Source organism: Streptomyces sp. CA-135486, assembly GCF_050936555.1.
Lineage (GTDB): Bacteria > Actinomycetota > Actinomycetes > Streptomycetales > Streptomycetaceae > Streptomyces.
Window position 1 is genome coordinate 2,988,969 of record NZ_JBNJMM010000002.1, and the last position, 25,889, is coordinate 3,014,857.

The window sequence follows — 25,889 nt, forward strand, 5'->3', positions numbered from 1 at the left end:
ATGACAGCGACGACCGACGGAAGCAGCGGGCCCGCGGGGTCCGGTGCAACCGCGGCCAGTGAAACAACCGAGACGACTTCCGCCGCGAGCGACGTTCTCCAGGCGGCCGGGCGGGCCGCGGAACGCTCCGTCGAGTATCTGCTGGGCCGGCAGGACGCCCAGGGCTGGTGGAAGGGCGACCTCGAGACCAATGTGACGATGGACGCCGAGGATCTGCTGCTCCGTCAGTTCCTCGGTATCCGGGATGCCAGGACCACCGAGGCGGCCGCCCGTTTCATCCGGGGCGAGCAGCGCGAGGACGGCACCTGGGGCACCTTCTACGGCGGGCCCGGCGAACTCTCCGCCACCGTCGAGGCGTATGTGGCGCTGCGGCTGGCCGGCGACCGGCCGGACGAGGCGCACATGGCGCGCGCCTCCGCCTGGATCAGGCAGCGCGGCGGGATCGCCGCGAGCCGCGTCTTCACCCGGATCTGGCTGGCGCTCTTCGGCTGGTGGAAGTGGGACGACCTCCCCCAGCTGCCGCCCGAACTGATCTTCCTGCCCAAGTGGTTCCCGCTCAACATCTACGACTTCGGCTGCTGGGCACGGCAGACCATAGTGCCTCTGACCGTCGTCTCGGCGAAGCGTCCGGTACGGCCCGCGCCGTTCGCACTCGACGAGCTGCACACCGATGCCCGGCTGCCGAACCCGCCCAAGCCCCTTGCTCCTGCCGCGAGTTGGGACGGCTTCTTCCAGCGCGCCGACAAGGTGCTGCACGCCTATCACAAGGTCGCGCCGCGCCGGCTGCGCCGGGTCGCGATGAACGCCGCGGCGCGCTGGATCATCGAGCGCCAGGAGAACGACGGCTGCTGGGGCGGCATCCAGCCGCCCGCCGTGTACTCCGTCATCGCGCTGCATCTGCTCGGCTACGACCTCGATCACCCCGTCATGCGAGCCGGTCTCGAATCGCTGGACCGGTTCGCCATCTGGCGCGACGACGGGGCGCGCATGATCGAGGCCTGCCAGTCGCCCGTGTGGGACACCTGCCTCGCCACCGTCGCCCTGGCCGACGCGGGTCTTGCCCCCGACCATCCGGCGCTGGTCAAGGCCGCCGACTGGATGCTGGCCGAGGAGATCGTGCGGCCCGGTGACTGGGCCGTACGCAGGCCAGGGCTCGCCCCCGGCGGCTGGGCCTTCGAGTTCCACAACGACAACTACCCGGACATCGACGACACGGCCGAGGTCATCCTCGCCCTGCGGCGGGTGCGGCACCCCGATCCGAAGCGGGTCGACGCGGCGATCGGCCGGGCCGGACGCTGGACGCTGGGCATGCAGTCCAGGAACGGTGCCTGGGCCGCCTTCGACGCCGACAACACCAGCGCGTTCCCCAACCGGCTGCCCTTCTGCGACTTCGGCGAGGTGATCGACCCGCCGTCGGCGGATGTCACCGCACATGTCGTCGAGATGCTGGCCGTCGAGGGCAAGACCCACCACCCCCGTACCCGGCGCGGTATCGAGTGGCTGCTCGCCGAACAGGAGCCGAGTGGCGCCTGGTTCGGCCGCTGGGGCGTCAACTACGTATACGGAACAGGGGCGGTGGTGCCGGCCCTGACCGCAGCCGGGCTGCCCGCATCGCACCCGGCGATCCGCCGGGCCGTCCGCTGGCTCGAATCCGTCCAGAACGACGACGGAGGCTGGGGCGAGGATCTGCGCTCGTACCGAGAACAGGAGTGGATCGGGCACGGCGAGTCCACGGCGTCCCAGACCGCCTGGGCGCTGCTCGCACTCCTCGCGGCGGGGGAGCGCGAGAGCAAGGCGGTCGAGCGGGGCGTCGTCCGGCTCGCCGAGACTCAAGCGGCCGACGGGTCCTGGGACGAGCCGTACTTCACCGGCACCGGCTTCCCCTGGGACTTCTCGATCAACTACCACCTCTACCGGCAGGTCTTTCCGCTCACGGCGCTCGGCCGCTATGTGAACGGGGACCCGTTCGACCGCACAGTCGACCGCACGGACACCCGTGAGGGGGGCTGATGGACGGTTCCCCGGAGTCCTCCTCCGCCGCACCGCTGCTGATCGCCTGTGCGCTCGGCATCGAGAAGCTCGCCCTGCGCAGCGGTGACCGCAGCGGCGCTCGCGGTCGGGTGACCGTGCTCCGCACCGGCATGGGCCCACAGAGCGCCGAGAGCGCCGTGCGCGACGCGCTCGGCGCGGAGCAGCTGCGGGACGCCGCCGTCGTCGCGTCCGGCTTCTGCGCAGGGCTCTCCCCGGGGATGCGCCCGGGCGACCTCGTCGTGGCCGACGAGACCCGCCACGCGGCCGGCCACACGGTCTGTACGGATACGGAACTGCTGGTCAAGGCGGTCGCCAGGGCAGTGCCCGGACGCAGGGTGCACACCGGCCCGCTGACCGGCTCCGACCATGTCGTACGCGGTCATGAGCGGGCCGAGCTGCTGGCCACCGGGGCGATCGCGGTGGACATGGAGTCCGCGGCCACGCTGCGCAGCGCTCTGAGCACCGGGCCCCGCCCGGTTGCGGCCGTCCGGGTGGTCGTGGACGCTCCAGAGCATGAACTGGTCCGCATTGGCACGGTCCGCGGTGGAATATCTGCTTTCCGTGTTCTTCGTGCCATCCTTCCCGCTTTCTTCGAATGGCACCGTTCTTTGCTGCTCCCCAGGAGGTGAGCTAGATGGCCATGCCGCTTCGTCAGACCATCAGGGTCGGGACGTATCTCATTGAACAGAAGCTCCGCAAGCGTGAGAAGTTCCCGCTCATCGTCGAGCTGGAGCCGCTCTTCGCCTGCAATCTGAAGTGCGAGGGCTGCGGGAAGATCCAGCATCCAGCCGGAATTCTGAAGCAGCGCATGCCGGTCGCGCAGGCGGTCGGCGCGGTGCTGGAGTCCGGCGCTCCGATGGTCTCCATCGCGGGCGGCGAGCCTCTGATGCATCCTCAGATCGACGAAATCGTGCGGCAATTGGTGCAGAAGAAGAAGTACGTCTTTCTCTGCACCAACGCCATGCTGCTGCGCAAGAAGATCGAGAACTTCACGCCTTCGCGGTACTTCGCCTTTGCCGTGCACATCGACGGACTGCGCGAGCGGCACGATGAATCGGTCGCCAAGGAAGGGGTTTTCGACGAGGCCGTGGAGGCGATCAAGGAGGCCAAACGACGCGGCTTCCGGGTCACCACCAATTCGACCTTCTTCAACACCGACACCCCGCAGACCGTCATCGAGGTGCTCAATTACCTCAATGACGACCTCAAGGTGGACGAGATGATGATCTCGCCCGCATACGCCTACGAGAAGGCGCCCGACCAGGAGCACTTCCTCGGCGTGGAGCAGACCCGCGAGCTGTTCAAGAAGTCCTTCGCGGGCGGCAACCGACGGCGCTGGCGGCTCAACCACTCCCCGCTCTTCCTCGACTTCCTGGAGGGCAAGGCCGACTTTCCCTGCACGGCGTGGGCGATCCCCAACTACTCGCTCTTCGGCTGGCAGCGCCCCTGCTATCTGATGGCCGACGGATACGTTCCCACCTACCGGGAGCTGATCGAGGAGACCGACTGGAGCAAGTACGGCCGCGGCAAGGACCCGCGGTGCGCCAACTGCATGGCGCACTGCGGCTACGAGCCCACCGCCGTCCTCGCCACGATGGGCTCCCTCAAGGAGTCCCTCAGGGCGGCACGAGAGACCGTCTCGGGAAACCGCGGGTGACGTGATGTCTGCAGGAGAGCCTGTCGCACTGGGGCTCCCCGAGCCGCCGGCCCGGCCGATCGCGATGCGCCGCACCTCGCGGCGCATCCAGGTCGGTTCGGTGGCCGTCGGGGGGGACGCGCCGGTGTCGGTGCAGTCGATGACGACCACGCGTACCTCGGACATCGGGGCGACGCTGCAGCAGATCGCCGAGCTGACCGCTTCGGGCTGCCAGATCGTACGGGTGGCCTGTCCGACGCAGGACGACGCGGACGCGCTGGCCACGATCGCGAGGAAGTCGCAGATCCCGGTGATCGCGGACATCCACTTCCAGCCGAAGTATGTGTTCGCGGCGATCGACGCGGGCTGCGCGGCGGTGCGTGTGAACCCGGGCAACATCAAGCAGTTCGACGACAAGGTCAAGGAGATCGCCCGCGCCGCGGGTGAGACGGGCACCCCGATCCGGATCGGCGTCAACGCCGGTTCGCTGGACGCCCGGCTGCTGCAGAAGTACGGCAGGGCGACGCCCGAGGCGCTGGTCGAGTCCGCGCTGTGGGAGGCCTCGCTCTTCGAGGAGCACGGCTTCCGCGACATCAAGATCTCGGTCAAGCACAACGACCCCGTCGTGATGGTCAACGCCTACCGCCGGCTCGCCGCCCAGTGCGACTACCCCCTCCACCTCGGCGTCACCGAGGCAGGACCCGCCTTCCAGGGCACGATCAAGTCGGCCGTTGCCTTCGGCGCGCTGCTCAGCGAGGGCATTGGCGACACGATCCGGGTCTCGCTGTCCGCCCCGCCGGCGGAGGAGGTCAAGGTCGGCATCCAGATCCTGGAGTCGCTGAACCTGCGCCAGCGCCGGCTGGAGATCGTCTCCTGCCCGTCCTGCGGCCGCGCCCAGGTCGATGTGTACAAGCTTGCCGACCAGGTCACGGCGGGCCTGGAGGGGATGGAGGTGCCGCTGCGCGTCGCCGTCATGGGCTGTGTCGTCAACGGCCCCGGCGAGGCGAGGGAAGCGGACCTCGGCGTGGCGTCGGGCAATGGGAAGGGTCAGATTTTCGTCAAGGGCGAGGTCATCAAGACCGTGCCCGAGTCGAAGATCGTCGAGACCCTCATCGAAGAGGCGATGAAGATCGCCGAATCCATGGAGGGCGCAGGGGTGGCCTCGGGGCCACCCGCCGTCACCGTGAGCTGAACAGCATGTGAAGGGGGTCCGACCGTGACGATTCTTGAGAGCATCCGGGGGCCGCGCGATCTCAAGGCGCTGACCGATGCGGAACTCGAAGAACTCGCCGAGGAGATAAGAGAGTTCCTGGTCCATGCGGTGGCCAGGACGGGGGGCCATCTGGGCCCCAACCTCGGCGTCGTGGAGCTGACCGTTGCCCTGCACAGGGTCTTCGACTCGCCCGTCGACCGCATTCTGTGGGACACCGGGCACCAGAGCTACGTACACAAACTGCTCACCGGCCGGCAGGACTTCTCCAAGCTGCGCGGCAAGGGCGGGCTCTCCGGCTACCCCTCGCGCGAGGAGTCCGAGCACGACGTCATCGAGAACTCCCACGCCTCGACCGTGCTCGGCTGGGCGGACGGACTGGCCAAGGCCCATCAGGTGCTGGGCAGCAGCGACCATGTCGTCGCGGTCATCGGGGACGGCGCGCTCACCGGCGGCATGGCCTGGGAGGCGCTCAACAACATCGCCGCGGCGAAGGACCGGCCGCTGATCATCGTCGTGAACGACAACGAGCGCTCCTACGCGCCGACGATCGGCGGCCTCGCCAACCACCTCGCCACGCTCCGTACGACCGACGGCTACGAGCGCGTACTGGCGTGGGGCAAGGACGTCCTGCAGCACACACCCGTGGTCGGGAAGCCGCTGTACGAATCGCTGCACGGCGCGAAGAAGGGGTTCAAGGACGCGTTCGCGCCGCAGGGGATGTTCGAGGATCTGGGGCTGAAGTACGTGGGGCCGATCGACGGGCACGACATCGCCGCCGTCGAGTCCGCGCTGCGCCGGGCGAAGCGCTTTCACGGGCCCGTCCTCGTGCACTGTCTGACCGAGAAGGGACGCGGCTACCAGCCCGCCCTGGAGGACGAGGCCGACCGCTTCCACACGGTCGGCGTGATGGACCCGCTGACCTGCGAGCCGCTCACGCCCTCCGCCGGGCCCTCCTGGACCTCCGTGTTCGGGGACGAGATCGCGGAGATAGGGGCCGAGCGGCCGGACGTCGTGGCGATCACCGCCGCGATGCTGCACCCCGTCGGCCTGACGCAGTTCGCCGAACGCTTCCCCGACCGCGTGTGGGACGTCGGTATCGCCGAGCAGCACGCCGCCGTCTCGGCGGCCGGGCTCGCCACCGGCGGGCTGCATCCGGTCGTCGCCGTGTACGCCACCTTCCTCAACCGCGCCTTCGACCAGCTGCTGATGGATGTGGCCCTGCACCAGTGCGGAGTGACCTTCGTGCTCGACCGCGCGGGCGTTACCGGCGTCGACGGACCCTCCCACAACGGAATGTGGGACATGTCGATCCTGCAGGTCGTCCCCGGGCTGCGGATCGCCGCGCCGCGCGACGCCGACCGGCTGCGCGAAGAGCTGCGCGAGGCCGTCGCGGTGGACGACGCACCCACCGTGCTGCGCTTCCCCAAGGAGTCGGTGGGCGAGCCGGTCGAGGCGATCACACGGATCGGGGGGATGGATGTGCTGCACCGGGCCGAGGACGCCGATGTGCTGCTGGTGTCGGTGGGCGCGCTCGCGCCCGTATGTCTGCAGGCGGTGGAGCTGCTACGGGGGCGCGGCATCGGCTGCACCGTCGTCGACCCGCGCTGGGTCAAGCCGGTCGACGAGCAGCTCGCGCCGCTCGCCGCGAACCACCGCCTGGTGGCCGTGGTGGAGGACAACAGCCGCAACGGCGGCGTCGGTGCTGCCGTCGGGCAGGCGCTGCGCGACGCGGGCGTGGATGTGCCGCTGCGCACCTTCGGGATCCCGGAGCAGTTTCTCGCGCACGCCAAGCGCGCCGAGGTGCTGGCCGACATCGGGCTCACACCGGTGGAGATCGCGGGACGGATCAGCGCCGCCATGGCCGTCAAGGAGACCCGGTCCCGTCAGGGAGAGCCGGCCGGCCAGTCCCGTCAGGCAGAGCCAGTCAAGGAGAGCTGAGGAATGACCGAGCCGCTCAAGGGCTTCGATCTGGCGAGACTCCTCGCGGAGCGCGGGGCCGAGCGCTATGAGCTGCATGCCCGACATCTCAACCACCAGATGCCGCGCATGCTGCACACGATCGGCTTCGACAAGGTGTACGAGCGGGCCGAGGGCGCGTACTTCTGGGACGCCGAGGGCGATGACTACCTCGACATGCTCGCCGGCTTCGGGGTGATGGGGCTCGGCCGGCACCACCCCGTCGTACGCAAGGCGCTGCACGACGTCCTGGACGCCTCGCTCGCCGACCTCACCCGTTTCGACTGCCAGCCGCTGCCCGGCCTGCTCGCCGAGAAGCTGCTGGCGCACAGTCCGCACCTGGACCGGGTGTTCTTCGGGAACAGCGGTACGGAGGCGGTCGAGACGGCCCTGAAGTTCGCCCGGTACGCGACCGGGAGGCCGAGGATCCTCTACTGCTCGCACGCCTTCCACGGGCTGACCACCGGGTCCCTGTCGGTCAACGGGGAGCCGGGGTTCCGGGACGGATTCGCGCCGCTGCTGCCCGACACGGCGATCGCCATGGGCGATCTCGCCGCGCTGGAGCGGGAGCTCGGACGCGGCGATGTCGCGGGCTTCGTCGTGGAGCCCATCCAGGGCAAGGGCGTGCACGAGACGCCGCCCGGATTCCTGTACGCGGCCCAGCAGCTGCTGCACAGGTACAAGGCGCTGCTGATCGCCGACGAGGTGCAGACCGGGCTCGGCAGGACCGGCGACTTCTACGCCTACCAGCACGAGGAAGGAGTCGAGCCGGATCTGGTCTGCGTGGCGAAGGCGCTGTCGGGCGGCTATGTCCCGGTCGGAGCGACCCTCGGCAAGGACTGGATCTTCAAGAAGGTCTACTCGTCCATGGACCGGGTGCTGGTGCACTCGGCGAGCTTCGGCTCCAACGCCCAGGCGATGGCCGCGGGCCTCGCCGTGCTCTCCGTGATCGAGGACGAGCAGGTCGTCGCCAACGCCCGTGTGACCGGCGAGCTGCTGCGGTCGCGTCTTGCCGCGCTCGTCGACCGCTATGAGCTGCTGCACGAGGTGCGCGGGCGGGGCCTGATGATCGGCATCGAGTTCGGGCGACCCGACTCGATCAGGCTGCGCAGCCGCTGGACGATGCTGCAGGCGGCCCGCAAGGGGCTCTTCGCGCAGATGGTCGTGGTGCCACTGCTGCAGAAACACCGGATCCTCACCCAGGTCTCCGGCGACCACATGGAAGTGATCAAGTTGATTCCGCCGTTGACCATCGGAGAGCGGGAGGTCGAGCGGTTCGTGGCGGCTTTCACCGCGGTGATGGACGACGCGCACGGTGGTGGCGGGCTGATGTGGGACTTCGGCAAGACGCTGGTGAAGCAGGCCGTCGCCAACCGCTGACCCTGCCGCTTTTGCCTCTGGGGCAAAATATTTGCCCCAGAGGCAGGTTCCTGGCGCAATGGACATATGACCACCCCTCCCGGAGTGGCGGCGGACACCACGCTGCCCGATGTCGCACCACGGCTGCGCGATCTGCGCCGCCGACGCGGTCTCACCCTGGAGGCGGCCGCCCGGCGTGCGGAACTTTCCCCCGCCCATCTGTCCCGTCTCGAGACCGGCAACCGCCAGCCCTCGCTGCCGATGCTGCTCGCACTCGCCCGCATCTACGGCACGACGATCGCCGAGCTGCTCGGCGAGACGGCCCCGGATCGTGAGCCGGTCATCCGCGCCGGGAGCCGCGAACCGACGGTCGCCGACGGCTGGACCTACCACCAGGCCGGCGGGCCCGGCCGCGCCATGCAGGCGCTGCGGCTGGTGGTGCCGTACGGCGCCCAGGGAAACCTGGTCCGGGTGCATCCGGGCGAGGAGTGGCTGTACGTCCTCGAGGGACGGGTGCGGCTGGGTCTGGGCGAAGCGGTGCACGAGCTGAGCCCCGGTGACAGCGCGCACTTCGACTCCATGACCCCGCACCGCATCGCGGCAGCCACCTCCGAGGGGGCCGAGCTGCTGTTCGTCCACACGCTGCTGCAGAGCCCCGACATCCATCCGCATTCCTGACACACCTGAGAGGCCGGCAATGTCCAAGCACAACGAAGAGGGGAAGTTTCCCCGGGGGCTGGTGATCCGGCTCTTCGCCTATCTGGTGGCGGGCCATCTGTTCGCCGCCTTCCTCTACCTGCTGTTCACGCTCGGCGGCAACGGCTAGCCGACTCCTGCCGCCGGCGGCTCACGCCCAGGTCCTGTCCGGCCGATCTTGCCGGGCTCGCGTGCCCTGGCACGCACTCCCCCGTAGCCCTTCGGGCACGGGAGGTACCCCCACGCCGCGTTGTCGTCAGTCGCCGACGCTCCGCGTGGGCTCCATCCTCCGCCTTGCATCTGCACGCACCAGACCCCGCTCGCTGATCCGGCCTGATCGACCGGCCAGGACCTAGTCCAGGAGCCGCGCGCGCAGCCGCTCCCGCGTCTCGGGGCTCAGGCTCAGGCCCTCGCTGAGATAGCGCTCGGTGCCGCCCCAGGTCTGCTCGATCGTTTCGAAGGCCCCATGGAGGTACTCGGCGCGCGCGTCGAAGAGCGGGCTCAGCAGCTCCATGACCTCCGGCGACATCCCGGCCGGCGAGTTGTCGCTGCGGCGGATCAGATAGCGGCGGTGCGGGTCATTGGACTTGAGGTAGTCCGCCTCGATGGCGTCCCGCTCGACCCCGACCGCCAGCAGCGAGACGGCGATGGACAGACCGGCGCGGTCCTTGCCCGCCGCGCAGTGCATCAGGGCGGGGACACTGTCGTCGGCGAGCGCGTGCAGCACCTGGCTGTGCTCGGCGGTGCGGTGCTTGATCATCTTTCGGTACGAGGCCGACATCCTCCCGGCCCCCTTGCCGTCCGCGAGGATCGACCGCAGCTGGTCGAGGTTGCCGTCCCGGACCATCCGCCAGAACTCGGCGCCATCCGCCGGGTCGCTGAGCGGCAGATTCACATTCCGTACGCCGGCAAGCTCGACGTCCGGGCCCTCGAGGCGCATGTCGGCCGCGTTGCGGAAGTCGAAGATCGTGTGCAGGCCCAGCGTGGCGAGGAACGAGGCGTCGGCCTCGGTCGCGTGCGCCAGATGGCCGCTGCGGTAGAGCCGTCCGGGCCGTATCTGCCGGCCGTCAACGGTCGGCAGGCCGCCCACGTCCCGGAAGTTGCGCACTCCGGACAGTGCGGGCTCTGTCGACGGGACCTGCGGCAGCTGCTGCGTCACCAAGGGCTCCTGAAGTCACTGCCGTCGGCGCTGCTCGCCGACGAGGGCGCGATCCCGACGATACGACACTGCTTTATCGGGCAATCATCTTCGCCGTCCCCGCAAGGGCCTTGCACAGGCGGAGCATCCCGTCGGATGATGTTCGGGCCTGTGCGGACCTGTGAGGATCTGAGGGGTCGGGATGATCGAGAGTGTTAGCAACGGGCGTACATGGGTCCTCTCCGGACCGACGAGCAGTTATGCACTGAACCTCACCAATAGTGATGAATTGGTTCATCTCCACTGGGGGCCCCGTATCTCGGCCGCCGACGCGGAGGCACTCGCGGCCCAGGGCCCGCCCCCGTACCGGCCATTCGAATCTCAGCTCGACGGGCACGAGGAATACCCGGTCGAAGGCGGTCCACGCTTCGTCCGTCCGGCGCTCTCCGTACGGACACCCGAGGTGCGTGGCACCGAGTGGACCTTCGCCGACGCCGCCGTGGACGGCGACGAAGTGCGGCTCCGCTTCACCGACGCCGTGCACGGCCTGGGCCTCACGTTGCACCACCGCATGCGAGACGACTCCGACGTCATCGAGCGCTGGGTCACCGTCACCCATATGAGTGAAGGGTCCGGCCTGGAGCTGCTGCGGGCCGACGCCGCCGTCTGGACGCTGCCGCAGCGCGAGCGCTGGCGGCTCAGCCAACTGCACGGCCGGTGGGCGGCCGAGTCGCTGCTCGTACGCTCCGAGCTCACCTACGGCGAGAAGGTGCTGAGCAGCCGCCGCGGACACACCGGGCACCAGCACCTGCCGTGGGTCGCACTCGATGCCGAAGGGGCCACCGAGGAGCAGGGTGAGGTCTACGGCTGCGCGCTCGGCTGGTCCGGATCATGGCGGATCTGCGTACAGCAGCTGCCCGACGGACTGGTACAGATCACCGGCGGCGCGGGCTACGACGACTCAGGACTGCTGCGGCTCGCGCCGGGCCAGTCGTACACCTCGCCCGTCTTCGCCGGGCTGTGGAGCGACGGCGGCTTCGGCGGAGCCAGCCGCGCCTGGCACGCCTGGCAGCTGGCGCACATCATCCCCGACGCGGCGACCGACCGCCCGGTCCTCTACAACTCCTGGGAGGCCACCGGCTTCGAAGTCTCCGAACAGCAGCAGCGGGAGCTCGCGCGCCGGGCCGCAGCGATGGGCGTCGAGCTGTTCGTCGTGGACGACGCCTGGTTCGGGCAGCGCACCAGCGACCGTGCGGGACTCGGCGACTGGAGCCCCAACGCCGAACGCTTTCCCGAGGGGCTCAAGCCGCTTGCCGACGAAGTGCATGCACTGGGGATGCAGTTCGGGATCTGGGTCGAGCCGGAAATGGTCAACGCCGACAGCGATCTCTACCGTGCGCACCCCGACTGGGTGCAGCACCACCCCGGCCGTGCCAGGACCGAGTTCCGCAACCAGCTTGTGCTGAACCTCGCCCGCGAGGACGTACAGGAGTACCTCTGGGAGCGGCTGGACGGGCTGCTCTCGAGCGCGCCCGTCGACTATGTGAAATGGGACTTCAACCGCTGCTTCACGGACGCGGGCTGGCCCGGCGAACCGTACCCGCAGAAGCTGTGGGTCGCGCATGTGCACGCGCTGTACGCGCTCATCGACCGGCTGCGCGCCGCCCATCCGTCCGTCGCCTTCGAGTCCTGCTCGGGCGGCGGCGGCCGGATCGACCTCGGCATCCTCTCCCGCACCGACCAGGTGTGGACCTCGGACAACACCGATCCGCTGGACCGGCTCGCGATCCAGCAGGGCTTCACTCAGCTGCACCCGGCGCGGGTCATGGCTGCCTGGGTCACCGACAGCCCCAATGTCCAGCTCAATGGCCGCGTCAGCACGCTTCGCTTCCGCTTCGTCAGCGCGATGGCCGGTGTGCTCGGGGTCGGCGGCGACCTCACCGAGTGGAGCGAGGAGGAGCTTGCCGAGGCGCGCGGCTGGGTGGAGCTCTACAAGCAGATCCGGCCGCTGGTGCAGCACGGCGAGCTGTACCGGCTCAGGGCGCCCGAGGGCGGGCTCAGCGCCGTGCAGTACATCCGCGGCGACGAGACCGTCGTACTCGTCTGGCTGCAGGCGCAGCACTACGGAGAGCAGCCGCCGCGGCTGCGGCTGCGCGGCGTCGACCCGGCGGCCGGCTACGAGTGCGTGGACACCGGCGCCGTACACCGCGGGTCCGTGCTGCTGCACCACGGACTGCACACCGGACTGAAGGGCGACCTGGACGCCACCGTGATCAGGCTGCGCCGCCGCTGAGGCGACTCGCGGCGGGACCGGACGCAGCGCGGTGGAATTTCCTCCGGCAAAAGCAGCAATGTGGGGGTAAGTGAGAGTCATCGTCATTAAATGACGCTTCTGTCCGAATTGGATGATTCGGTATAACGTGCCCCGTCTTCAAGGGAGATGGGGTACGACCCGTGAGCAGGATCATATTCGTGACGGTCCGTGGCGGCGCGCGGGGAGTGAATTCCCTTACCGGCTGGAGAGTTGCGGTTCCCGGGTCCACGGAGGGTGACGGGAAATTTCCCCTTGATGTCACGGTGGCCCATGATCGGCGAAAGCGGTGGCTTGTTCCTTTTGATCCGGCTCGTTTAGCGTCACCGTCAATCCGGACGGACCGCCTAATCCTGCCGCCGACCGGAATTCGAAACCCACCCACGCGTGGCAGGAGCGGGGGACCCAAGAAGTATGCCGATTCCGGACATCCGGGACGGCTTGGGGTTAAGTCGTGCATTTTTCCGCGACCGGGCATCTCCAGCCCGAACCCGACAGCTCACCTCGCAGGCGCCGGAGAGGAATGCGCCATGCCCGGAAAGGGTAAGCACCGCCGTCCCAGGACCAGCCCGATCACCCGCGGATTCGTCGCCGCCGGTACGGGTGGCGCCGCCATCGCCCTTCCGCTGATGGGTGCCTCAGGCGCCCACGCGGCCGGCAAGACCGCGCCCGCCGCGACCTCCCACACGGCGGTGACCGCCGCCACCTCCCAGGTGCCGACTGCCGCCGCCGCGGCCCCGCTGGCCAAGGAGCAGGCCGCCCCCACCACCTACCGCGTCGTCGCCGGTGACTATCTCTCCAAGATCGCCGACGAGCACCATGTCCGCGGCGGCTGGAAGAAGCTGTACGAGGACAACCGCAAGCAGGTCGGCGACGACCCCTCGCTGATCCACCCGGGCCTGAAGCTCACCCTCGGCGGGAAGTCGAAGGCGAAGGCCCACGACGAGTCGAAGCCGCGCCCGGAGCGCCAGGCAAAGTCCTCGTCCGGTGACGCCCAGGACTCCGCCTCGAAGGCCTCCGCGCAGTCCTCCTCCGGTGACTCGGCGAGCGCCTCGCAGACCAGCGGCTCCGGCTTCACGGCCCCGGTCAGCGGCGCGACCGTCATCACTCCGTACCACCTCGCCGGCTCCATGTGGTCCAGCGGCTACCACACCGGTGTCGACTTCGCCGCCTCCACCGGTACCACGGTCAAGGCCGTCGGTCCGGGCACCGTCGTCTCCGCGGGCTGGAGCGGCGCGTACGGCAACGAGGTCGTCATCCAGCACGGCGACGGCAGCTATTCGCAGTACGCCCACCTCTCCTCGCTCGCCGTCTCCTCCGGCCAGAGCGTGAGCGGCGGCCAGCAGATCGGCCTGTCCGGCTCCACCGGCAACTCCACCGGTCCGCACCTGCACTTCGAGATCCGTACCGGCCCGAGCTACGGCTCGGACGTCGACCCGCTGGCGTACCTGCGCCAGCACGGCGTCTCGATCTGATCCACCGGTCCAGCCGATCCCCTCGTGCCGAATCCCCCAGCGGCGCGAGGGGATTCGGCGTATTCCGGGTTGGGCGAAACTTGACCGGTGGTATAGATCACCCCTCGTCAACCCCTCCTTACGGTCGCGTAGGTCACATCCGTGAGGGAAAGATATGGGCTCGTGGCAGACGATTCGAGAGACAAGACCAGTGGCGCATTCGGGTCGTACGCGGCTATCGGTGACAGCTTCACCGAAGGGGTCGGAGACCCGGGCCCCGACGGGACGTACGTCGGCTGGGCGGACCGGTTCGCGGTCCTGCTCGGCGACCGGATGCCGGAGCACACCTTCAGGTACGCCAATCTCGCCGTACGCGGCCGTCTCCTCGACCAGATCGTGGCGGAACAGGTGCCGAGGGCCAAGGAACTCGCCCCGGATCTCGTGACGTTCTGCGCCGGCGGCAATGACATCATCCGGCCGGGCACCGACCCGGACGACGTGGCCGAGCGCTTCGAGCGGGCCGTCGCCGAGCTCACCGGAGCCGTCGGCACGGTCATGGTGACCACCGGCTTCGACACGCGCGACGTGCCGGTACTGCGCCATCTGCGCGGCAGGATCGCCACGTACACCGCGCATGTCCGGGCCATCGCCGACCGTTACGACTGCCCCGTGCTGGACCTCTGGTCGCTCAAGTCCGTCCAGGACAGGCGTGCTTGGGACGCCGACCGGCTGCATCTCTCGCCCGAGGGACACACCAGGGTCGCGCTGCGCGCCGCCCAGGTGCTCGGCATCGAGGTGCCCGCCGACCCGGACCAGCCGTGGCCGCCGCAGCCGCCGCGCGGCCCCCTGGAGGTGCGCCGGGACGACATCCAGTGGGCGCGCACGCATCTGGTGCCATGGATCGGGCGGCGACTGCGCGGCGAGAGCTCCGGCGACCATGTCGAGGCCAAGCGCCCCAATCTGCTGCCTCTGTAGCGGTGTCGGGGTGCGGGTGCCGTGATGCACCCGCCACCCCGGCCGCTCTTCAGACCCGGTCCGAGTGGAGTCCGGCCGGGCTGATCAGCGCCGTACTGCCCTCGCCCGTACAGGCATGGGCGCCCGCCAGCGCGCCGAGCCGGGCGCAGTCCTCCAGGTCCCGGCCCGCGAGGCGCCCGTAGAGAAAGCCGCAGACATACGCGTCGCCGGCACCGTTGGAGTCCACGACCGGACCCGGTGGCACCGCCGCGGGGACGGGGCGCGGGGTGCTGCCACCGTCGCGGGTGAGGAGGTAGGAGCCCCCGGCGCCCGCCGTCGCTATCACCGCCTGGGCCCGTCCGTCGCGCAGGATCTCCCGCATCACCGACGCGATCCGCTCACCCGCGCCCGCCGCGCTGAGGAAGACCAGGTCCGAGCGGAGCGCGAACTCCCTTTGGTGGTCGGCCAGTCCGTCCCAGTCGTGCAGATCGGTGGAGACCGGGGTGCCCAGCTCCTCGATGTCGTCATAGAGGAACCGGGCGAAGTTCACGATCGAGAGATGGACATGGCGGGCTCGCCGCAGATGGGGGAGGTAGACCTCGCGCGGCATCCGCAGGTCCGCCGGATCGCGGCCGTCGTAGAAGGACATCCGGCGGCCCGCGGGGTCGACGAGATTGACCGCTCGCCGGGTCCCGGCCGGGGAGAGCAGCGGCTCGAAGGCCACCCCGCCGGCCGCGAGCCGTTCCCGGACCTGCTGACCGGGCCAGTCGTCGCCGACGTAGTCGAGCAGGGTGACATTCAGTCCGAGTGCCCGGCAGCCGAGGGCCACATTGCCGCCGGTGTGGCCGGGCCATTCGCGGATCGGGCCTACGCCGACGGAGTCCGCGAGCGGGACGGGCAGCGAGTCCACGCGGACGACCGTGTCCACGCCGCTGCCACCGACGACCAGTACATCGTGTGTGTTGTAAGGGAGTTGATCGGTCTGCTGTTCCTGCGACTGGTGCGACACAGTTGCCCAGTATGACCGCTCGGGGTTCAGCGTGCGGCGGCGGTAAGGGCTTCGCGGTCCACACCCAGCTCACGGGCGAGCGCTTCGTCGGTCCACTCCAGCATCGCGGCGCGCGAGAGCGATCCCGCGTACGAGGTCATCTGCACGGCGAGCCCGTCCAGAAACGCCGTCAGCCGCCAGGCCGTTGCCGCCGGGTCCTCGCACGGGAATTCGCCCGCCGCGGCGCCCTCCGCGATGACGTCCGTCAGCGCGGCCTTCCACTGCTGGTCGAGATCGCGGGCCACCTCGCGCAGCGCGGGCTCGCGCAGCGCGGCCGCCCAGCCCTCGATCCACAGCCGCCAGCCCTTGGCCGTGCCCGTCGGCGCGTACCAGCGGACCGCCGCCCGCAGCCGGCGGAGCGCGGAGGTGCGCCGGCCCAGCAGTTTGCGCAGATGGGCGAGATCGCCGTCGGCGGCGTGGGCGAAAGCGGCCGCGACGAGCTTCTCCTTGGTCGAGAAGTGGTAGAGCACCAGGGCATTGCTCACCCCGAGCGCGGAGGCGACATCGGCGATGCGCACCGCCGCAACTCCGCGTTCCTCGATCTGCTCGACGGCAGCACCGAGCAACTCCTCGCGCCGCTCCGCGACGTTCAACCGGACTCTTGCCACATCCTCACCCTACACAGCCGATCTTGGACGCCGCCCGCACTCCGTGGGCATCGAGCGCGAGGGCCCCGCCGGCCCCGGCCAGGTCGACTCGGTTGCGGCATGCCGCAACCGCAGGACGTCGAACGAAGCCGTCAGCTGTACCAGCCGAAGTGCTCGGCGATGACCGGCAGCCGGTCGGCGACGATCGCGTGCGCCGCGGCCCGCGGGGTCGTCCCGTCCGCCTCCGAGCGCGTGAGCATCCGGTCGACCAGTGCCCGCATCGAGCGGCGGGTGTGCGCAAACGCCTCGTCCGCATCCGCCTCGATGTCCCCGAACAGGGTCCACCACCACCAGGCGTTCGTACCGGAGTTGACCACGACATCCGGAAGTACGGTGATGCCGCGCCGTGCGAGCAGTTCCTCCGCGTCCGGCAGCACCGGCATGTTGGCCGCCTCGACGATCCAGCGGGCCGTGATCTGCGCCTGGTTGGCGGTGTCCACCGCGTACGAGACGGCCGCCGGCACCAGCACCTCCGCGTCGACGGACAGCCAGGCGTCGCCCGCCAGCTCCAGATCCTGCGGCCGCAGCGCCGTACGGTCGATCGTGCCGTACGAATCGCGCGCCGCCAGCAGCGCCTCGACGTCCAGGCCGTCCGGATTGGCGACCGTACCCTTGATGTCGGCGACGGCGACGATCTTCAGTCCGGCCCGGGCGAGGAAACGCGCGGTCGCGCCACCCATCGTGCCAAGTCCCTGCACGCTGACGCGCGTTCCCGCGTACCCCGCACCCGCCCGGTCGAGCGCGACCAGCACCGACTCGGCGACTCCGCAGCCCCCGACGAGCTCGTCGAGCCCGATGCCGTCGACCTGCACGCCGAAGGCGTCCGCGAGCCGCCGACGGGCCGTCGTCTCGTCGTCGAGCAGCCGGTAGACGGCCTGGATGGAGGAGACAAGGCCGGCCTCGGCGGACGCGCGGTCGACGATGTCCTGGCTGAGGCCGAGGTCTTCGCCGGTGGTCCACATCGTCTCGATGTAGGGACGCACGGCGCGCAGATAGCGGACCAGAATCCCGTACGCCCGTGGATCCTGCGGGTCGCAGTCGATGCCGCCCTTGGCGCCGCCGAGCGGGATGTACCGGCCGTCGGGGTTGTAGTGCAGGGCTTCCTTCATGGTCATCCCACGGGCCAGCCCGGCCACCTCGTTCAGCGTGCAGCCCTCGCGCATCCGCAGCCCTCCGCTGGAGACGCCGCGCACCAGCCGGTCGATCACCAAGTGGCCCTGGCGGTCGGTGACATGGTCGGTCCAGGTGAGCGACAGCAGGGGGGTGGTCATCGGGCGGTCTCCTCGGGAACGGTGATCACGGTGGGGCCGGGGGTGCCGAGGGCCATGGTGAGGGCCGAGGCGAGGGCTTCGGGGGTGGTGACGCGCTCGCCGTGCCCGCCGTAGGCGCGGGCCAGGGCGGACAGATCGACGGGCGCGAGATCGACGCCGGCCGGGGCGTCCCCGCGCGCGGCCATCTCATCGCGGATCTCGCCGTAGCCGCCGTTGTCGAACACGACGACGGGCAACGGCAGTTGGAGCTGGGCGGCGGTGGCGAGCTCCTGTACGCAGAACTGCAGGCCGCCGTCCCCGCTGAGCGCGACCACCTGACGGCCCGGGTACGCGGTCTTCGCGCCGATCGCGGCGGGCAGCGCATAGCCGAGCGTGCCGAAGCCGGTGGGGTGCAGATAGCGCCCGCGGGGACCGATCGGCAGATGGGGGAGCGCGCCGTAGTAGCAGCACTGGGCGCTGTCGGAGGTGATGACGGCGTCGGCGTCGAGGACGGTGCGGATCGCCCGGAGATACGGCAGCCAGCGGGCGTCCCGGTCCCTGGTCTCGGCATCGCGCGCGCGGCGCAGCTCGGCGACCTGCTCGGCGGCGCTTCCCGCCGCGTCGTGGGCGAGCCGCAGCCGCGCGCCGCCCGGCGTCCCGCCGCCGGACTGGCCGCCGCGGTCGTCGTGGCTCCCGGTGGGGCGTACGAGATACAGCTCCGTGGCAGGTGGCGCGGTGCCCGGCGGGGTGACCTGGCCGCAGGCCGCGTCCCGGAGCGCGGCCAGCAGCGAGCCCAGGACCTGCTGTGCGTCGCCCACCAGCGCCACATCGGCCGGCACACCCGCGTACATCTGCGCCGGGTCCACGTCGACCCGCACCAGCGTGCCGTCCAGCGGTGGCGGTGGTGACCACAGATCCGACTCGGCCAGCTCCGTGCCCACCGCCAGCACCACATCGCGCCAGGCCAGCCACTTCTGGACGGCCGCGCTGTGCAGCGAGACGCCCAGTGACAGGGGGTGGCACTCGTCCACGATCCCCTTGCCGTTGGCGGTGGTGACCACGGGAGCGGCCAACTCCTCCGCCAGTGCGAGCAGTTCGGCGCCGGCCTCGCGCGCGCCGCCGCCCAGCACGAGCGCGGGGCGGCGCGCCCTGCGCAGGGCTACGACGGCATGCCCGAGCTCGCCGGGCGGGGGCAGGGGCGGCGCTACCGGTGGGGCGATCCGTACCTCCACCGCCCTCGACGTGGCCTCCAGCAGATCGAGCGGGACCTCGATGTGGACCGGACGCGGCCGCCCGGTCGTGAAGAGCGTGAACGCCCGGGCCACCGCCGCACCGATCTCGTCCACCGTCGACACCCGGTGGCTGAAGGCCGCGACACCCCGCAGCGCCTCGCTCTGGCTGCGCATCTCGTGCAGCAGTCCGGTCGACTGGCGCGGATGGCGCAGCGGCATGCCGGGCGACAGAACGAGCAGCGGAACGCTGTCGGAGTAGGCCTGGCCGACGGCCGCGGCGATGTTCAGCAGCGCGGGCCCCGTGGTGGTGATCGCGACCCCGGGCCGCCCGCTGACCCGGGCGTACGCATCGGCCGCGTACCCCGCGCCCTGCTCGTGGCGCGGTGTCACATGGGCGATGCCATGGGCGGCGAGATGCCGGTAGATCTCCAGGTTGTGCGTGCCGGGAATCCCGAAGGCCTGGGTGACGCCGTGCGCCGCCAGCGCTCGTACGACGGCTTCGCCGCCCGTCACAGCCGCAGGCTCCATGTCACATGCTCCTCGAGATGATCAGACGCATGATGTCCGGGGGCGTCGAGCCGCTTGGCCGCCCGGCAGGTCATCAGCCGTGCCTGTTCGAACGGGTGCGCATGTCAGCAAGGCGGAAGGCCACGACCTGGTAGCTCGGTGGGGGGCTCGGACATGCTGCCTCCAGGAGCGACGACGCGCGGTTAACTGAACCGCTGGTCAGTATCCGGAGGGGTGAGCCGCCCTGTCAACATGATCGTCAGTAAACGCGCGCGCCCCACCTCCGGAACCCCCAGGAACACCCGCACCCGGCCGGGCGTTCCTGGAGGCATGACGGAAACCGACGCACAGCCGGATGCGCAGGAAGCCTTGCTCACGCTGGTCGCCGAGCAGGGCGGCGGCGTGCTGGTCACCCTCAAGCGGGACGGCCGGCCCCAGCTCTCCAATGTGAATCACCGGTACTACCCGGACGAGCGGATCATCCGGGTGTCGATCACGGACGACCGGGCCAAGACGCGGAACCTGCGGCGTGACCCGCGCGCCACCTATCACGTCACCAGCGCCGACCGCTGGGCGTGGACCGCCGTCGACGGCAGGGCGGAACTCACCCCGGTCGCCGCCGACCCGCACGACGCCACCGTCGAGGAGCTGATCACCCTCTACCGCGACGTCCAGGGCGAGCACCCCGACTGGGACGACTACCGGCAGGCGATGGTCCGCGACAAGCGCCTTGTGCTGCGCCTGCATGTCGAACGGGCCTATGGCCAGCCGCGCGGCTGAGTGGATCAAGCCGGTCGCGCCCGGTCGGCTCGCTCCCCCTCTGTCGGACCCTCCGCCCATAATGAAAAGACCCCAACCTCTGGAGGTGCCGTGACCGGCACTGGTTCTACCCACCCGCTGAGATCCCGGCTGCGCTCGCTGCGCCCCGCCGCGTTCGGGGCGGATCCGGCCGGAGAGCGGTGGGAGCGGATCCTTCGCTCGCCGAACTTCTCCGACGGCAGCTTCCAGAACCCGGTGGGAGCCAGGACCAGACCGTCCGGCGGCTCCATGATCGAGTTCGCCAAGATCTACTTCCGCAAGGAGGCGCGGGCCCGCCGCTCGCCGATCGGCGTGGTGCCCGTACATGCCACCACCCTCGCCGACCTGGCCAAGCCGCCCGCATCCGGGCTGCGGCTCACCTGGATAGGGCATTCCAGCGTCCTCGCCGAGATCGACGGGCGCCGGGTGCTCTTCGACCCGGTGTGGGGCGAGCGCTGCTCGCCCTACTCCTTCGCCGGCCCCAAGCGGCTGCACCCCGTGCCCGTACCCGTCGCGGCCCTCGGCCCGGTCGATGTCGTGGTGATCTCCCACGACCACTACGACCACCTGGATCTGCCCACCATCAAGGCGCTGGCCTCGACCGACACGGTCTTCGCGGTGCCGCTGGGCGTCGGCGCGCACCTCGAGCGCTGGGGCGTGTCCGCCGACCGGTTGCGCGAGCTGGACTGGAACGAGTCGACGGAGGTGGCCGGCATACGGCTGACCGCCACCCCCGCGCGGCACTTCTGCGGGCGCGGGCTGCGCAACCAGCAGCACACGCTCTGGGCGTCATGGGCCGTCGCCGGACCCGAGCACCGCATCTACCACAGCGGCGACACCGGATACTTCCCGGGCTTCAAGGACATCGGCGCCGAGCACGGCCCCTTCGACGCCACGATGATCCAGATCGGTGCGTACAGCGAGTACTGGCCGGACATCCATATGACACCGGCCGAGGGCATGCGCGCCCACCTGGACCTCCAGGGCGGCACGCCGTCCGGCGCGATGCTGCCGATCCACTGGGGGACCTTCAACCTCGCGCCCCATCCGTGGGCCGAGCCCGGCGAGGGCACGGTCTCGGCGGCGGCCGCCGCGGGCGCGCGCATCGCTCTGCCGCGACCGGGCCAGCCGTTCGAGCCGACCGCCGAGAGCGTTCCGACCGAGCTGTGGTGGCGTGGGGTGGCGACCGCTCCCGCAGAGGGCTGGGCCACGGCCACGGGCACGGGAAGCCCCGAGGTGGCGCCCACCGCCTGAGCCGGCGGCGTCCGACCCCTGCCGCCGACACGCCGACAGGGGGAAGGGCCGTGTTGTCGGCCTGTCGTGCGAATCCTCATACCAGGGCGGGACGATTGGCGGGCAAGTTTGTCAACTGCCCACCGCACGTGCCTCCTTGGCGACTACTGTGTGTGGCTGGTGATCAGCCATGGGCTCATTTCGTGTTGCCCGGCCCGGCTGATGACTCGAAGCTGCCCACTTGCAGTACGCCGATTCCTGGGGCCCCACGTACCAAGGACGCTGATGTCTCAACTACGCGCACCCGCCGCGCGGCCGGACCGCCGCGAGGGCGGGCGCCACGGCCGGCCAGGCGCCCGTTCCCTGTCGTCAGCGGGAAGGTCGCAACCCGTGCCGTCGTCGCCGGAAGCCCGTATACGCCCTCAACTCCTGCGCACCGCAGTGCTGCCCGCGGTCGTCGCCGCGCTCAGCGGCGCCGCCGCGGTGCTCTTCATCCTCCGCATCGCCAACCCCCGCCCCTCCGCCGCTCTGTGGGCGGTGCTGACCGGCAGCGCGGTGCTCGCCATCGCCGCCGTTGCCGCGGCGGCGCTGGGCGCGGACCGGATGGCCAGGTCCGTACTCGACCGGTGTGCCGCCTTACGCCGCACCGCCGCGCGCGTGCAGACCGACCTGCCGACCGTCGTCGAGCAGCTCAGGCGCGGAGAAGGCCCGCCAGCCCGCACCGCGCCACCGACCGCACCGCCGTTGGACGGCGACGCGTTCGCTCTGCTGACCCATGAGCTGGACCGCTCGTACGAGGCCGCGGTGACTGCGGTCGTACAGGCCTCCCGGCTCTCCAGCAGTGTCGGCAACGAACAGAAGGTCGAAGTCTTCGTCAATCTGGCCCGGCGGCTCCAGTCGCTGGTCCACCGGGAGATCCAGCTCCTCGACGAACTGGAGAACGAGGTCGAGGACCCCGAGCTGCTCAAGGGCCTCTTCCATGTCGACCACCTCGCCACCCGCATCCGCCGGCACGCGGAGAACCTCGCCGTCCTCGGCGGCGCCATCTCCAGGCGGCAGTGGTCCAACCCGGTCACCATGACCGAGGTGCTCCGTTCCGCCATCGCCGAGGTGGAGCAGTACCCCAGGGTCAAGCTGGTGCCCCCGATCGACGGCACCCTGCGCGGCCACGCGGTCGCCGACGTCATCCACCTCCTCGCCGAACTGGTCGAGAACGCCACGCTGTTCTCCGCCCCGCACACACAGGTGCTGCTGCGCGCCTCGCATGTCACGGCCGGACTCGCCGTCGAGGTCGAGGACCGTGGCCTGGGCATGCCGCTCGGTGAGCAGAACAAGATGAACGCGCTGCTCACCGACCCCGATCAGGTCAATGTCGCCCATCTGCTGCAGGACGGGCGGATCGGCCTCTTCGTCGTCTCGGCGCTGGCCCGCAGGCACGGCATCGCGGTCCGGCTGCAGTCCAATATCTACGGCGGCGTGCAGGCCATCCTGGTACTGCCGCAGGGCCTCCTGGGTGCCGAGCCGGAAGCGGTTGCGCAAACCGCCCCCGCCACGGCGACAGAGGCCGCGGGGACTCCCAGGGGACGGACGGCAGCCGCCCGGGCGACCGCGGCGCAGCCCTCGATCCCGCAGCAGCCGCACTCACCGCCGCGCCTTCCGATTCCACAACCGCAGCCGCAGCAGTCGCAACCGCAGGTGCAGCGGCAGCCGGTGCACGCCAATCTCGGCACCGGCCCCCTCCCCGTACGCGGAGAGCATGTCGATCGCGCCAACCCCGCAGCCGCTGTCCCGGGCGCCAACTCACCGATGCCGCAACAGAGTTCACCGGTCGGCCCGTCTCACACCACGGACGGGCCGCCCGCGGAAGGCGTGGTCCGGGGCACTATGGGGCGCCCCCAACTGCCCAAGCGCCGCAGTCAGGAACACCTCGTCCCACAGCTGCGGGACGCCCCGACGCCCCGCAAGGACGACGACCAAGCGGTCCATGACCCCGGCCTGATCGCGGCCTTCCAGCGAGGCATCGGACTGGCCGAGTCCCAGTCCCTCGCGGATCCTGCGGCGCAGCCCGATCCGCAGCGCCACGACAACACCTCCAAGGAGTAGATGCACCATGGCGAGCGACGTGCCGAACGGCCATGTCTCGGACCTTGACTGGCTGCTCGGCGGCCTGGTCCAGCGTGTGCCGTACACCCGTAACGCGGTACTGCTCTCCTCCGACGGGCTGGTGAAATCCGTGCACGGCCTGGATGCCGACAGTGCCGACCACATGGCGGCTCTGGCGTCGGGCCTCTACTCCCTGGGCCGCAGCGCCGGAGCGCGCTTCGGCGACGGCGGAGAGGTGCGCCAGGTGGTGGTGGAACTCGACTCCACCCTGCTGTTCGTCTCCACGGCGGGATCCGGCACGTGTCTCGCCGTGCTCGCCGGGCGCGAGGCGGACGCCGCGGTCCTCGGCTACGAGATGGCGATGCTGGTCAAGAGCGTACGGCCGTATTTGACGACTCCGGCCAGACATTCGGCGGGATCGCCGAGCGTCACGAGGCCATGAGGGTGCCGTCCCCCAAGGACGGGCCGTTGCTCGACGACGCGGCCGGCCGGCTCATCCGGCCCTACACGGTGAGCGGCGGCCGCACCCGTCCGACGGCCGCGCTGGATCTGCTCTCCTTGGTGATGGCCACGGGGGCCGCGCCGCAGCCGCAGCTCGGCCCCGAACACACCGTGGCGTTGGGCCTGTGCGACGACCCGACCTCGGTCGCCGAGATCTCGGCGCACCTCAGGTTACCGGCGGTCGTCACCAAGGTGCTGCTCTCCGATCTGGTGGACTGCGGGGCGGTCACCGCGCGGGCGCCCCGCAGCCACGACATATCCACCGACCGTTCTTTGCTGGAGGCGGTGCTCGATGGCCTACGACGACGGCTCTGATCTCGACGCGCTCTTCCCCACCGCACTGAAAATCCTGATAGCGGGCGGATTCGGGGTGGGCAAGACGACCTTTGTGGGAGCGGTGAGCGAGATCGAGCCGCTGAGTACGGAGGAATTGCTGACCCAGGTCAGCGCGGCGACCGACAGACTGGACGGCATCGAGTCCAAGACCACCACCACGGTCGCCATGGACTTCGGCCGGATCACGCTGGACGCGAGCCATGTGCTCTATCTCTTCGGCACACCGGGCCAGGAACGCTTCTGGTTCATGTGGGACGAGCTGTCCGCGGGCGCGCTCGGGGCCATCATCATCGCCGACACCCGCCGGCTCGAAGACTGCTTCTCGGCGGTGGACTTCTTCGAGCGCCGCGGCATCGGATTCGTCGTCGCCGTCAATGAGTTCGACGGCGCGTACCGCTATGAACCGGAAGAGGTGCGGGCCGCCATCGACCTCAAGCCGGAGGTGCCGGTCGTGCTCTGCGACGCGCGGATCGCCAGCTCGGGGATCAAGACCCTGGTCACCCTCGTCCAGCATCTGCTCACCACCACCCCGGTGCCGGCTCCGGCACCGAGCTACGGAGCTCCGATATGACGTACGACCCGACCGGCCATCTCTTGCTGACTCCAGTCGACCGCGAAGCGCCCGTGCGGGTACGGCGGCTGCGTCAGCTCGGTTTCGGGGACCGGCCGGACCCCGCTTTCGACGAGTTCGCGCGCAAGCTGGCCGAGGTGACCGGCGCGCCGTTCTCCATGGTCAACTTCATCGACGAGAACCGGCAGTTCTTCGCCGGGCTGCACACCCCGGGGGGTACGCACACCGGCTCCGACCTCAACGCGGCCGCCGCGGGAAGTGGCGGGGTCAGCCGCTTCATGGCGCGCGATCACGGCTACTGCCCGCATGTGGTGGTACGGCGCAAGGCGCTGGTCCTCGAGGATGTCTGCGACTATCCACGGTTCGCGGGGAACCCGGTCGTCGACGAGATCGGCATCCGCTCCTATCTCGGGGCGCCGCTGATCGACCGTACGGGGATTGCGCTGGGCACGATCTGCGTGGTGGACACCGAGCCGCGCCCCTGGGGGCGGGCGGGTCTTGAGACGATCAAGTCGCTGGCCGCGGAGCTGATCGAACAGATCCACCGCCGCGAAGACGGCGGCATCTAGGGGTGTCTTTTGGATCAGGCCGGATCAGTGAGCGGGGTCTGGTGCGTGCAGATGCAAGGCGGAGGAAGGAGCCCACGCGGAGCGTCGGCGACTGACGACAACGCAGCGTGGGGGTACCTCCCGTGCCCGAAGGGCTACGGGGGAGAGCGTGCCAGGGCACGCGAGCCCGGCACCCGCCGGGTGCCACGCGCGTAGTGAGTCAAGCCCCCGGACGCCCGCCGGGGGCCTCTCCGTGCCTGCGGGGCAGTGGAGCCAGGCCCTCCGGACGCCTGCGGGGCTCGCCCCATGCAGGCGGCACGTGGGCTCGGGTGCGCCGTGCTCAGGCATGAAGGTCCCCCCACGCCCA

General features: G+C 70.2%; 23 protein-coding genes and 1 riboswitch. Of the genes, 18 read left to right on the forward strand and 5 right to left on the reverse strand.

Annotated elements, in window-relative coordinates:
* The 8 genes from shc to ACQEVG_RS33285 all read left to right on the forward strand — a co-directional run bounded on the left by shc (position 1) and on the right by ACQEVG_RS33285 (position 9,021).
* A complete protein-coding gene (shc, locus tag ACQEVG_RS33250; RefSeq protein ID WP_432990744.1) occupies positions 1-2,010 on the forward strand; it encodes a squalene--hopene cyclase in 2,010 nt (669 codons plus the stop codon).
* Complete coding sequence (locus ACQEVG_RS33255) at positions 2,010-2,660, forward strand: 1-hydroxy-2-methyl-2-butenyl 4-diphosphate reductase (RefSeq protein WP_432990746.1); 651 nt, start codon at positions 2,010-2,012, stop codon at positions 2,658-2,660. The genes shc and ACQEVG_RS33255 overlap by 1 nt, the downstream gene beginning before the upstream one ends.
* A 5-nt stretch (positions 2,661-2,665) precedes the next feature.
* Positions 2,666-3,688: an adenosyl-hopene transferase HpnH gene (hpnH, locus tag ACQEVG_RS33260; RefSeq protein ID WP_432990748.1), complete on the forward strand. Its 1,023-nt coding sequence runs from the start codon at positions 2,666-2,668 to the stop codon at positions 3,686-3,688.
* A gap of 4 nt (positions 3,689-3,692) precedes the next feature.
* Positions 3,693-4,859, forward strand: coding sequence for a flavodoxin-dependent (E)-4-hydroxy-3-methylbut-2-enyl-diphosphate synthase (gene ispG, locus ACQEVG_RS33265; protein WP_432990750.1), 1,167 nt, complete (start codon positions 3,693-3,695; stop codon positions 4,857-4,859).
* Positions 4,860-4,883: 24 nt separating this feature from the next.
* Entirely contained in the window at positions 4,884-6,818 is a 1,935-nt protein-coding gene (dxs, locus tag ACQEVG_RS33270; protein ID WP_432990752.1) for a 1-deoxy-D-xylulose-5-phosphate synthase, read from the forward strand.
* Between the two features lie 3 nt (positions 6,819-6,821).
* Positions 6,822-8,216, forward strand: a complete 1,395-nt coding sequence (locus ACQEVG_RS33275) for an aspartate aminotransferase family protein (RefSeq protein ID WP_432990754.1) — start codon at positions 6,822-6,824, stop codon at positions 8,214-8,216.
* A 66-nt stretch (positions 8,217-8,282) separates the two neighbouring features.
* Complete coding sequence (locus ACQEVG_RS33280; protein ID WP_432990756.1) at positions 8,283-8,873, forward strand: helix-turn-helix domain-containing protein; 591 nt, start codon at positions 8,283-8,285, stop codon at positions 8,871-8,873.
* A 19-nt stretch (positions 8,874-8,892) separates the two neighbouring features.
* Positions 8,893-9,021, forward strand: coding sequence for a DUF6126 family protein (locus ACQEVG_RS33285; RefSeq protein WP_360865978.1), 129 nt, complete (start codon positions 8,893-8,895; stop codon positions 9,019-9,021).
* 222 nt (positions 9,022-9,243) lie between these two features.
* Here ACQEVG_RS33285 and ACQEVG_RS33290 read toward each other — a convergent pair whose 3' ends face one another.
* Positions 9,244-10,050: a tyrosine-protein phosphatase gene (locus ACQEVG_RS33290; RefSeq protein ID WP_432990759.1), complete on the reverse strand. Its 807-nt coding sequence runs from the start codon at positions 10,048-10,050 to the stop codon at positions 9,244-9,246.
* 181 nt (positions 10,051-10,231) lie between these two features.
* On the opposite strand from ACQEVG_RS33290, the gene ACQEVG_RS33295 reads away from it, so the two are divergent.
* The 3 genes from ACQEVG_RS33295 (at position 10,232) to ACQEVG_RS33305 (ending at position 14,769) form a co-directional block, all read left to right on the forward strand.
* Positions 10,232-12,322 (forward strand): alpha-galactosidase, encoded by a 2,091-nt coding sequence (locus tag ACQEVG_RS33295; RefSeq protein ID WP_432990761.1) that lies wholly within the window; start codon positions 10,232-10,234, stop codon positions 12,320-12,322.
* 386 nt (positions 12,323-12,708) lie between these two features.
* Positions 12,709-12,868, forward strand: a riboswitch (cyclic di-AMP (ydaO/yuaA leader).
* A gap of 2 nt (positions 12,869-12,870) precedes the next feature.
* On the forward strand, positions 12,871-13,815 hold the full coding sequence (locus tag ACQEVG_RS33300) for a M23 family metallopeptidase (RefSeq protein ID WP_432990763.1): 945 nt from the start codon (positions 12,871-12,873) through the stop codon (positions 13,813-13,815).
* A 162-nt stretch (positions 13,816-13,977) separates the two neighbouring features.
* Positions 13,978-14,769, forward strand: a complete 792-nt coding sequence (locus ACQEVG_RS33305) for an SGNH/GDSL hydrolase family protein (protein ID WP_432990765.1) — start codon at positions 13,978-13,980, stop codon at positions 14,767-14,769.
* A 49-nt stretch (positions 14,770-14,818) separates the two neighbouring features.
* Here ACQEVG_RS33305 and ACQEVG_RS33310 read toward each other — a convergent pair whose 3' ends face one another.
* The 4 genes from ACQEVG_RS33310 to ACQEVG_RS33325 all read right to left on the reverse strand — a co-directional run bounded on the left by ACQEVG_RS33310 (position 14,819) and on the right by ACQEVG_RS33325 (position 19,453).
* Positions 14,819-15,757 carry a carbohydrate kinase family protein gene (locus tag ACQEVG_RS33310; protein WP_432990767.1) on the reverse strand — a complete coding sequence of 313 codons (939 nt, stop codon included), beginning with the start codon at positions 15,755-15,757 and terminating at the stop codon, positions 14,819-14,821.
* A 26-nt stretch (positions 15,758-15,783) separates the two neighbouring features.
* On the reverse strand, positions 15,784-16,404 hold the full coding sequence (locus ACQEVG_RS33315; RefSeq protein ID WP_432990769.1) for a TetR/AcrR family transcriptional regulator: 621 nt from the start codon (positions 16,402-16,404) through the stop codon (positions 15,784-15,786).
* A 131-nt stretch (positions 16,405-16,535) separates the two neighbouring features.
* The gene (locus ACQEVG_RS33320; RefSeq protein WP_432990771.1) at positions 16,536-17,714 is read right to left on the reverse strand and encodes a Glu/Leu/Phe/Val dehydrogenase dimerization domain-containing protein; all 1,179 of its coding nucleotides are present in this window, start codon (positions 17,712-17,714) and stop codon (positions 16,536-16,538) included.
* Positions 17,711-19,453 carry a thiamine pyrophosphate-dependent enzyme gene (locus tag ACQEVG_RS33325; RefSeq protein WP_432990773.1) on the reverse strand — a complete coding sequence of 581 codons (1,743 nt, stop codon included), beginning with the start codon at positions 19,451-19,453 and terminating at the stop codon, positions 17,711-17,713. Before ACQEVG_RS33325 ends, ACQEVG_RS33320 begins: the two co-directional genes overlap by 4 nt.
* Positions 19,454-19,762: 309 nt before the next feature.
* On the opposite strand from ACQEVG_RS33325, the gene ACQEVG_RS33330 reads away from it, so the two are divergent.
* The 7 genes from ACQEVG_RS33330 to ACQEVG_RS33360 all read left to right on the forward strand — a co-directional run bounded on the left by ACQEVG_RS33330 (position 19,763) and on the right by ACQEVG_RS33360 (position 25,543).
* On the forward strand, positions 19,763-20,212 hold the full coding sequence (locus ACQEVG_RS33330; RefSeq protein ID WP_432990775.1) for a PPOX class F420-dependent oxidoreductase: 450 nt from the start codon (positions 19,763-19,765) through the stop codon (positions 20,210-20,212).
* Positions 20,213-20,302: 90 nt separating this feature from the next.
* Positions 20,303-21,484, forward strand: a complete 1,182-nt coding sequence (locus ACQEVG_RS33335; RefSeq protein WP_432990777.1) for an MBL fold metallo-hydrolase — start codon at positions 20,303-20,305, stop codon at positions 21,482-21,484.
* A gap of 264 nt (positions 21,485-21,748) precedes the next feature.
* Positions 21,749-23,566 (forward strand): sensor histidine kinase, encoded by a 1,818-nt coding sequence (locus ACQEVG_RS33340; RefSeq protein ID WP_432990779.1) that lies wholly within the window; start codon positions 21,749-21,751, stop codon positions 23,564-23,566.
* Between the two features lie 7 nt (positions 23,567-23,573).
* Positions 23,574-24,008 (forward strand): roadblock/LC7 domain-containing protein, encoded by a 435-nt coding sequence (locus ACQEVG_RS33345; RefSeq protein ID WP_432990781.1) that lies wholly within the window; start codon positions 23,574-23,576, stop codon positions 24,006-24,008.
* Between the two features lie 2 nt (positions 24,009-24,010).
* The gene (locus ACQEVG_RS33350) at positions 24,011-24,382 is read left to right on the forward strand and encodes a DUF742 domain-containing protein (RefSeq protein ID WP_432993075.1); all 372 of its coding nucleotides are present in this window, start codon (positions 24,011-24,013) and stop codon (positions 24,380-24,382) included.
* On the forward strand, positions 24,360-24,974 hold the full coding sequence (locus tag ACQEVG_RS33355) for a GTP-binding protein (protein ID WP_432990783.1): 615 nt from the start codon (positions 24,360-24,362) through the stop codon (positions 24,972-24,974). The genes ACQEVG_RS33350 and ACQEVG_RS33355 overlap by 23 nt, the downstream gene beginning before the upstream one ends.
* Entirely contained in the window at positions 24,971-25,543 is a 573-nt protein-coding gene (locus ACQEVG_RS33360; RefSeq protein ID WP_432990785.1) for a GAF domain-containing protein, read from the forward strand. The genes ACQEVG_RS33355 and ACQEVG_RS33360 overlap by 4 nt, the downstream gene beginning before the upstream one ends.
* Positions 25,544-25,889: the final 346 nt, after the last annotated feature.

What these genes read in the sequence shown, in the direction of transcription:
- ACQEVG_RS33355 (WP_432990783.1), top strand. Translation starts at nt 24,360, where the DNA reads ATGGCCTACGACGACGGCTCTGATCTCGACGCGCTCTTCCCCACCGCA.
- hpnH (WP_432990748.1), top strand. Translation starts at nt 2,666, where the DNA reads ATGGCCATGCCGCTTCGTCAGACCATCAGGGTCGGGACGTATCTCATT.
- shc (WP_432990744.1), top strand. Translation starts at nt 1, where the DNA reads ATGACAGCGACGACCGACGGAAGCAGCGGGCCCGCGGGGTCCGGTGCA.
- ACQEVG_RS33325 (WP_432990773.1), bottom strand. Translation starts at nt 19,453, where the DNA reads ATGGAGCCTGCGGCTGTGACGGGCGGCGAAGCCGTCGTACGAGCGCTG.
- ACQEVG_RS33320 (WP_432990771.1), bottom strand. Translation starts at nt 17,714, where the DNA reads ATGACCACCCCCCTGCTGTCGCTCACCTGGACCGACCATGTCACCGAC.
- ACQEVG_RS33360 (WP_432990785.1), top strand. Translation starts at nt 24,971, where the DNA reads ATGACGTACGACCCGACCGGCCATCTCTTGCTGACTCCAGTCGACCGC.
- ACQEVG_RS33340 (WP_432990779.1), top strand. Translation starts at nt 21,749, where the DNA reads ATGTCTCAACTACGCGCACCCGCCGCGCGGCCGGACCGCCGCGAGGGC.
- ACQEVG_RS33280 (WP_432990756.1), top strand. Translation starts at nt 8,283, where the DNA reads ATGACCACCCCTCCCGGAGTGGCGGCGGACACCACGCTGCCCGATGTC.
- ACQEVG_RS33330 (WP_432990775.1), top strand. Translation starts at nt 19,763, where the DNA reads ATGACGGAAACCGACGCACAGCCGGATGCGCAGGAAGCCTTGCTCACG.
- ACQEVG_RS33275 (WP_432990754.1), top strand. Translation starts at nt 6,822, where the DNA reads ATGACCGAGCCGCTCAAGGGCTTCGATCTGGCGAGACTCCTCGCGGAG.
- ACQEVG_RS33255 (WP_432990746.1), top strand. Translation starts at nt 2,010, where the DNA reads ATGGACGGTTCCCCGGAGTCCTCCTCCGCCGCACCGCTGCTGATCGCC.
- ispG (WP_432990750.1), top strand. Translation starts at nt 3,693, where the DNA reads ATGTCTGCAGGAGAGCCTGTCGCACTGGGGCTCCCCGAGCCGCCGGCC.
- ACQEVG_RS33345 (WP_432990781.1), top strand. Translation starts at nt 23,574, where the DNA reads ATGGCGAGCGACGTGCCGAACGGCCATGTCTCGGACCTTGACTGGCTG.
- ACQEVG_RS33300 (WP_432990763.1), top strand. Translation starts at nt 12,871, where the DNA reads ATGCCCGGAAAGGGTAAGCACCGCCGTCCCAGGACCAGCCCGATCACC.
- ACQEVG_RS33295 (WP_432990761.1), top strand. Translation starts at nt 10,232, where the DNA reads ATGATCGAGAGTGTTAGCAACGGGCGTACATGGGTCCTCTCCGGACCG.
- ACQEVG_RS33285 (WP_360865978.1), top strand. Translation starts at nt 8,893, where the DNA reads ATGTCCAAGCACAACGAAGAGGGGAAGTTTCCCCGGGGGCTGGTGATC.